Source organism: Mycobacterium parascrofulaceum ATCC BAA-614, assembly GCF_000164135.1.
GTDB lineage: Bacteria > Actinomycetota > Actinomycetes > Mycobacteriales > Mycobacteriaceae > Mycobacterium > Mycobacterium parascrofulaceum.
The window spans coordinates 607,015-613,014 of sequence record NZ_GG770554.1 but is presented as its reverse complement, the minus strand read 5'-3'; the positions used below and the strand labels follow the sequence as shown (position 1 = coordinate 613,014).

The 6,000-nt window shown below is 69.0% G+C and carries 8 protein-coding genes; 2 read left to right on the top strand and 6 right to left on the bottom strand.

The genetic code is table 11. From position 1 onward, the window contains the following. The 4 genes from HMPREF0591_RS30960 to HMPREF0591_RS12965 form a co-directional block, all read right to left on the bottom strand. A partial coding sequence (locus tag HMPREF0591_RS30960; protein ID WP_244268889.1) for a C40 family peptidase occupies positions 1-439 on the bottom strand: 439 nt, incomplete at its 3' end. 147 nt (positions 440-586) lie between these two features. After that, the gene (locus HMPREF0591_RS12975; RefSeq protein WP_007169019.1) at positions 587-967 is read right to left on the bottom strand and encodes a hypothetical protein; all 381 of its coding nucleotides are present in this window, start codon (positions 965-967) and stop codon (positions 587-589) included. A gap of 140 nt (positions 968-1,107) precedes the next feature. After that, positions 1,108-1,506, bottom strand: coding sequence for a VOC family protein (locus HMPREF0591_RS12970; RefSeq protein WP_040622786.1), 399 nt, complete (start codon positions 1,504-1,506; stop codon positions 1,108-1,110). Between the two features lie 92 nt (positions 1,507-1,598). Beyond that, positions 1,599-1,964, bottom strand: a complete 366-nt coding sequence (locus tag HMPREF0591_RS12965; protein ID WP_007169017.1) for an Mtp family mycobacterial-type pilin — start codon at positions 1,962-1,964, stop codon at positions 1,599-1,601. Positions 1,965-2,056: 92 nt separating this feature from the next. On the opposite strand from HMPREF0591_RS12965, the gene HMPREF0591_RS12960 reads away from it, so the two are divergent. Then, positions 2,057-2,551: a nitroreductase family deazaflavin-dependent oxidoreductase gene (locus HMPREF0591_RS12960; RefSeq protein ID WP_040622458.1), complete on the top strand. Its 495-nt coding sequence runs from the start codon at positions 2,057-2,059 to the stop codon at positions 2,549-2,551. Between the two features lie 17 nt (positions 2,552-2,568). Here HMPREF0591_RS12960 and ychF read toward each other — a convergent pair whose 3' ends face one another. Next, entirely contained in the window at positions 2,569-3,642 is a 1,074-nt protein-coding gene (gene ychF, locus HMPREF0591_RS12955; RefSeq protein ID WP_007169015.1) for a redox-regulated ATPase YchF, read from the bottom strand. A gap of 131 nt (positions 3,643-3,773) precedes the next feature. Between ychF and HMPREF0591_RS12950 the strand changes: the two genes are divergently transcribed. Then, on the top strand, positions 3,774-4,970 hold the full coding sequence (locus tag HMPREF0591_RS12950; RefSeq protein WP_208857755.1) for a DUF6542 domain-containing protein: 1,197 nt from the start codon (positions 3,774-3,776) through the stop codon (positions 4,968-4,970). A 16-nt stretch (positions 4,971-4,986) separates the two neighbouring features. Here the strand turns inward: HMPREF0591_RS12950 and HMPREF0591_RS12945 are convergent, their stop codons facing one another. Next, positions 4,987-5,985 carry a 4-hydroxy-3-methylbut-2-enyl diphosphate reductase gene (locus tag HMPREF0591_RS12945; RefSeq protein ID WP_007169013.1) on the bottom strand — a complete coding sequence of 333 codons (999 nt, stop codon included), beginning with the start codon at positions 5,983-5,985 and terminating at the stop codon, positions 4,987-4,989. Positions 5,986-6,000 lie beyond the last annotated feature (15 nt).

Genomic DNA, 6,000 nt, shown 5'->3' with positions numbered 1-6,000 from the left:
GCGGAGGCGCGTCGGGGGCCGGCGGCAGGGGCGCGTCCGGCGGCGGGGGAAGGGCAGCCTCGCCCTCCGGCGGCATCGGCAGGAACATGTGGTGCGTGAAACCCGCCTGGTAGGCGCCAGCACCGCCGATGTGCACGCCACCGCGCTCACCGCTGGACACCGGGGTCCCGTCCGGCAGCGTGGCGGCCGTGTGGCCGCCGTTCCACCCGATCACGAGGGCGTTGGGGGCGGTGCCGTACTGGAAGCCGCGGGCCAACAATGCCGCTTCCTCGTTGCCCGTATTGAACCGGTTTCCGAAGACCGGCCTGTCGGACGCCGCGTTGGCAACCCAGGAAACGAGCCCCGAGCAATCCGTCCCGGCGGGAGAATCCCCGCCTGCAATATAAGGCGTTCCGGAGACTTGATTGATCAATGACATCAATGTTGCAAGTACTACCATGGCCGGCGACGCTAGCAATACCGATTATTGTTCGCCAAAATTTGTGGCGCACGTCATTCGCTCACCGGATAATGGCGTTCGCCGCACCTTCGGCAGATCGGCTGCGCGGAGCCATACGCGGTGTCAGCAAACTTCCCCGCGGGGCGTTCAGCTGCGGTCGGGCCCGGCTTCGGTGTCCGCGATCTGCCGGTCGACGTCGGCCTGCTCGCGCCGGGCCGCGGCCTCGCCGCGCTTCGTTCGTTCGTCCAGCCGGCGCAGCCGGGCACGCTCCCGGTCGTCGGGCGCGCCCTCGCGTTCGTCCGCGCGCCGCTCTCGTTCGTCCGCTACTTCTTCGCGATCGTCCGCGATTCGATCCCGTTGATCGGCGAGCCGGTCCCGTCGACCGGCCATCCACTCGCGCCTCTTGACCGCGGCCTCGCGCTCGTCGAGCGCCTCCTCGCGCTCGTCGAGCGCCTCCTCGCGCTCGTCGAGCGCCTCACCCCGGCGTTCAAGCTCTTCGGGCGTGTCGGGGCAGTCATCAGCGACCACGGTGGAAGTCTAACGCCGCGGCCGTCCGGGCGCGCCGGCCGTCTTGGCCTGCCCCCGCAAGGGACCAGTCCGCACCGCGCACCCGTCGTTGCGCTCGGCCGGGAATCCTTGCGGCGCCGCCGAGATTCGTTGAACGGCAATCATATTCCAAACTTGGCGCGGGCCTCGTCCGTGACGGGAGTGAACAGATTGACCAGGTTGCCGTCCGGATCTCGCAGCAGCAGTGCACGGTTGCCCCACGGCATGGTGGTCGGCACCGTCACGACCTCTCCGACGCCCTCGCGCAGCCGCTCGTATTCCGCGTCCACGTCGTCGACGAGGAACTCCATGATCGCGCCGCGGTTGGCCGCCGGCTCGGCGGATCCGGCCGCAAACAGCGGCACGGTCTTGTCGCTGCCGATGGCCAGCGCGCCCACCGGCGTCGGGATCTCGGCGAACAGCTCGTTGCCCCAGACCGCGGTGACGCCGGTAATCGTCTCGTAGAAAGCGACCAGCCGGTTGACGTCGGCGGTGATGATGCGGGTGGAAACGAACTTCATGGAGCCCTCCTGACGGCCGTGGCGGTGCATGGTCGTGCGACGAGGGCATGCTACGAACCACCTCCGACAGGAAGGCGTCCGTCGCGTCTGCCTCAGACGGGTGTCCAGATCCCGTTGTTCCAGAAGCCCCAGTTGCCGGCGCCGGTCGGGTTCCACATCAACTGGGCCCCGGGTGCCCACGACGGCGGCGGGGGCGCCGGTGGCGCCCAGGCCGGGGGTGGACCCCACGGACCCGCGCCCGCCGGGTAGCTCTGGCCCGCCGGGCCTTGCCAATCGTGGCAGTGATTCCAGTCCCAGTTGTAGACGTTGCCCCAACTGGGATCCCACGGATTGCCCGGGCACCAATGTGAGGTCGGCGCCGCCTGCGCGGTGCCGCCGACCGGCCCGAATAACGCCAGCCCACAGCCCACGACGAACCCCATCAACCGCCGGACCCACGGCCCCTCGACGATCGTCATCCCTAAAGCATTTCCCTCGAGCGCAATTCAAGCAAGTGGTTCATCGCGACGGCCCACCCGGCGCACGGGTGTCACCCGGGTATCGTCGGGACATGCCGCTGCGGTACGTGGACCCGCACAAAAGACGGGGTCCGTTGTACCGGGCCAGTGTTCGATTCGGTCGTTCGCGCGCAGGGCAGTTCATGGCCCGGCACATCGCGCGTCATACCGACCCCTACCTGTTCCGTCTCACCGGCGGGCGGGTCAACATGGGCTCGATCATCAATGCGCCCCTCGTGACCACCGGCGCGAAGTCGGGCCGCAAGCGCGAAGTCCAGCTCACGTACTTCCACGACGGGCCCGACGTCATCCTGGTCGCCTCGAACTTCGGTGGGACCAAACACCCGCAGTGGTACTACAACCTCACAGCGCATCCGGAGTGCGACTTCGGTGGCGAGCCGTTCACCGCCCAGCAGGTGACGGACGCCGAGGAACACGACCGGCTCTTCGAATTGGCCAACCGGATCTACTCGGGCTACGCGGACTATCGGGACAAGGCGGCCCCCACGGGCCGGCAGATCCCGATCTTCCGGCTGAAGCCGCGTTGACGCTGGGCCTATCTCGCCTAGACGTTGAAGCGGAACTCCACCACGTCGCCGTCGGCCATGACGTAGTCCTTGCCCTCCATCCGGACCTTGCCGGCCGCCTTGGCCGCGGCCATCGAGCCGGCGGCGATCAGGTCGTCATAGGACACGATCTCGGCTTTGATGAAGCCCTTTTCGAAATCGGTGTGGATCACGCCGGCGGCCTTGGGCGCGGTGTCGCCCTGGTGAATCACCCACGCCCGCGCCTCCTTGGGACCCGCGGTGAGGAAGGTCTGCAGCTTGAGGGTGTGGAAACCCGCGCGGGCCAGCGCGTCGAGCCCGCGTTCGCTCTGCCCGATCGACTCCAGCAGTTCGGCCGCCGACTCGTCGTCGAGCTCGTTCAGCTCGGCTTCGATGGCGGCGTCCAGGAACACCGCGTCGGCGGGTGCCACCAGCTTGCGCAGCTCGGCCACCCGGGCCGCGTCGGTCAGCACGGCCTCATCGGCGTTGAAGACGTACAGAAACGGCTTGGTGGTCAACAGGTTCAGCTCCCGCAGCAGCGACGTATCCGCCCCGGCGCCGAACAGGGTCGTGCCGCCGTTCAACGTCTCCTGGGCGGCAGCCGCCGCGTCGTACACCGGCCTGCGCTCCTTGCTGGTGCGCGCCTCCTTCTCCAGCCGCGGCAGGGCGCGCTCCAGGGTCTGCAGGTCGGCCAGGATCAACTCCGTCTCGACGACCTCGATGTCGGACCTGGGATCCACCTCACCGGCCACGTGCGTCACGTCGTCGTCGGAGAACACCCGGACCACCTGGCAGATGGCGTCGCATTCGCGGATGTGCGCCAGGAACTTGTTGCCGAGCCCGGCGCCCTCGGACGCGCCCTTGACCAGGCCCGCGATGTCGACGAACGTCACCGGCGCCGGCACGATGCGCTCCGAGCCGAACAGCTCGGCCAGCTTGTCCAGGCGCGGATCGGGCAGCGGAACGACGCCCTCGTTGGGTTCGATCGTCGCGAACGGATAGTTGGCCGCCACCACATCGTTGCGGGTCAGCGCGTTGAACAGCGTCGACTTACCGACGTTGGGCAGACCCACGATTCCCAGGCTCAGGCTCACAGGGACCCAAGTCTAGGGGGCGGCGGCGCGGCCGGCCGCCGAGGACCGTTCGCGGGCGATCGGCATGGCACGCCCACGATCGCTACGAGGTATTTACGGGCCTTTCGGTCCATTCCCGGTACGGTCTACATGTGTCAGGACAGCGGCCGAAGTCGACGGTGGAGCCATCCCACCGCTCGATTCACCCAGATATCCCAGGTGTCCCGTGGTATGCCGCCCTGCTTTTCGCCGTCACCGCCACCGCGATCGGCTACGGAATCGACGCGGGCCACAAGGAGCTGACCCACGTCTTCGCCGGCTTCTATATAGCCGGCTGCGTGGCAGCGGTGCTGGCGGTGCGCCAGGACGGGCTGTTCACCGCCATCATCCAGCCCCCGTTGATTCTTTTCTGCGCGGTGCCGGGCGCCTATTGGTTGTTCCACGACGGCAAAGTCGGGCATCTCAAGGACCTGCTGATCAACTGCGGCTATCCCCTCATCGAACGCTTCCCGCTGATGCTGGGAACCGCCGGCATCGTGCTGCTGATCGGGTTGACCAGGTGGTATTTCGGGATGTCGCACCAGACGACCTCGGCGCCGAACGCGCCCGACGAGGCGCCGCCCAGCGACGTCAAGTCCGTCGTGAGCGGCGTCGTGGCCAAACTGCAGGCGATGTTGCGTGCGGAATCCGGCCGGGAAACCGGTGACGACGACGCCGACGAGGCGCCGCCCAGAAAGGCACGAGCCGGCCGCGGGGCAGCTTCCTCGTCACGCGCGCGCCGGACGGCCCGCGGCGATCGGTCCGCCAGCCGCTCCGCCCGGGCCCATTCCCGGCGCACCCGGGAGACGCTGGACGACGCGGGCGAAGCCGGCGAGCGGCGCCCCAACCGGAGGGGCTCGTCGGCCGCGCGGGACTACGACACTGCCGAACCGCCGCGCCGTTCGCGCCGCCGTCCCCGCCCCGACGGCGACTTGGACCCGCGCGGCCAGTCGCCTCGCGAATCCCGGCGCGAACCGCGCACCCGGCGCAGCCCCTACGAGCGGCCGTACGAGCAGCCCCGGTCCAGCCGCTTCGACGGCTACGACCGCTACGACCCGCCGGGCGCCCCGGAGCAGTTCGGCCGCTACGACAGCTACGACCGCTATGAGCCGGCCTACGAGCCGCGGCGGCGCCGCCCCGCCCCCAACGGCAACAACGGGACGCATCACCCAATCTCGCAGGTCCGTTACCGGGGGGCGGGCGCATCCGATGAGCCCGCGGCCGAGCCTCGCCCGGAGCGCCGGAACCGCTCGCGGGCGTACGGCCGGCCTCAGCGCCCCTCGGCGGATTCCTGGGAATACGACGTCTGAGCTCCGCCGGGCGGAACTAGAGCAGTGACCGGATCTCGCGCGGCAGCGCGAACACCAAGGTCTCCTGTGCCGTGGTGACGGGTTGCACCACGTCGAAGCCGTGCTCGGCCAGCCGCTCCAGCACACCGCGCACCAAGACCTCGGGGACCGACGCGCCGGAGGTCACGCCCACGGTGGTCACGCCTTCCAGCCAGGCGGGGTCGATGTCGTCGGCCCAGTCGACCAGGTGCGCGGCCGCGGCGCCACCCCCGAGCGCCACCTCGACCAGCCGGACGGAGTTCGACGAGTTCCGCGACCCGACGACGATGACCAGCTGGCATTCCGGGGCCATCGCCTTGACGGCGACCTGCCGGTTCTGGGTCGCGTAACAGATGTCGTCGCTGGGCGGATCCTGCAACTTGGGGAACCGTTGCCGCAGCCGGTCGACGATCTCCATGGTCTCGTCCACCGACAGCGTGGTCTGCGACAGCCAGACCACCTTGTTCTCGTCCCGGACCGTCACGTTGTCCACGGCGGCGACCCCGTCGACCAGCTGCACGTGGTCGGGCGCCTCACCGGAGGTCCCGATGACCTCCTCGTGCCCCTCGTGGCCGATCAGCAGGATGTCGTAGTCGTTGCGCGCGAATCGCCTCGCCTCGTTGTGCACCTTGGTCACCAGCGGGCAGGTGGCGTCGATGGTGTGCAGGTTGCGTTCGGCGGCCGCCGCGTACACCGTGGGCGCGACCCCGTGCGCGGAGAACACGACGATGGACCCCTCGGGCACCTCGTCGGTTTCCTCGACGAACACGGCGCCGGCCTGCTCCAGCGTGGTCACCACGTGGCGGTTGTGCACGATCTCGTGGCGCACGTACACGGGTGCGCCGTGCTTTTCCAGGGCACGTTCGACCGTCTCGACGGCCCGATCCACGCCCGCGCAGTAACCACGCGGCTCAGCCAGAAGCACTCGCTTGCGGGCTGGATCGCTGGCTACCGAGCTGGACGCGCCGGGAATTCCCATGTCGACAGTCGGCGGCATGACACCCAGGGTACG

What these genes read in the sequence shown, in the direction of transcription:
- HMPREF0591_RS12960 (WP_040622458.1), top strand. Translation starts at nt 2,057, where the DNA reads ATGCCGCTGCGGTACGTGGACCCGCACAAAAGACGGGGTCCGTTGTAC.
- HMPREF0591_RS12965 (WP_007169017.1), bottom strand. Translation starts at nt 1,964, where the DNA reads ATGACGATCGTCGAGGGGCCGTGGGTCCGGCGGTTGATGGGGTTCGTC.
- HMPREF0591_RS12945 (WP_007169013.1), bottom strand. Translation starts at nt 5,985, where the DNA reads ATGCCGCCGACTGTCGACATGGGAATTCCCGGCGCGTCCAGCTCGGTA.
- HMPREF0591_RS12970 (WP_040622786.1), bottom strand. Translation starts at nt 1,506, where the DNA reads ATGAAGTTCGTTTCCACCCGCATCATCACCGCCGACGTCAACCGGCTG.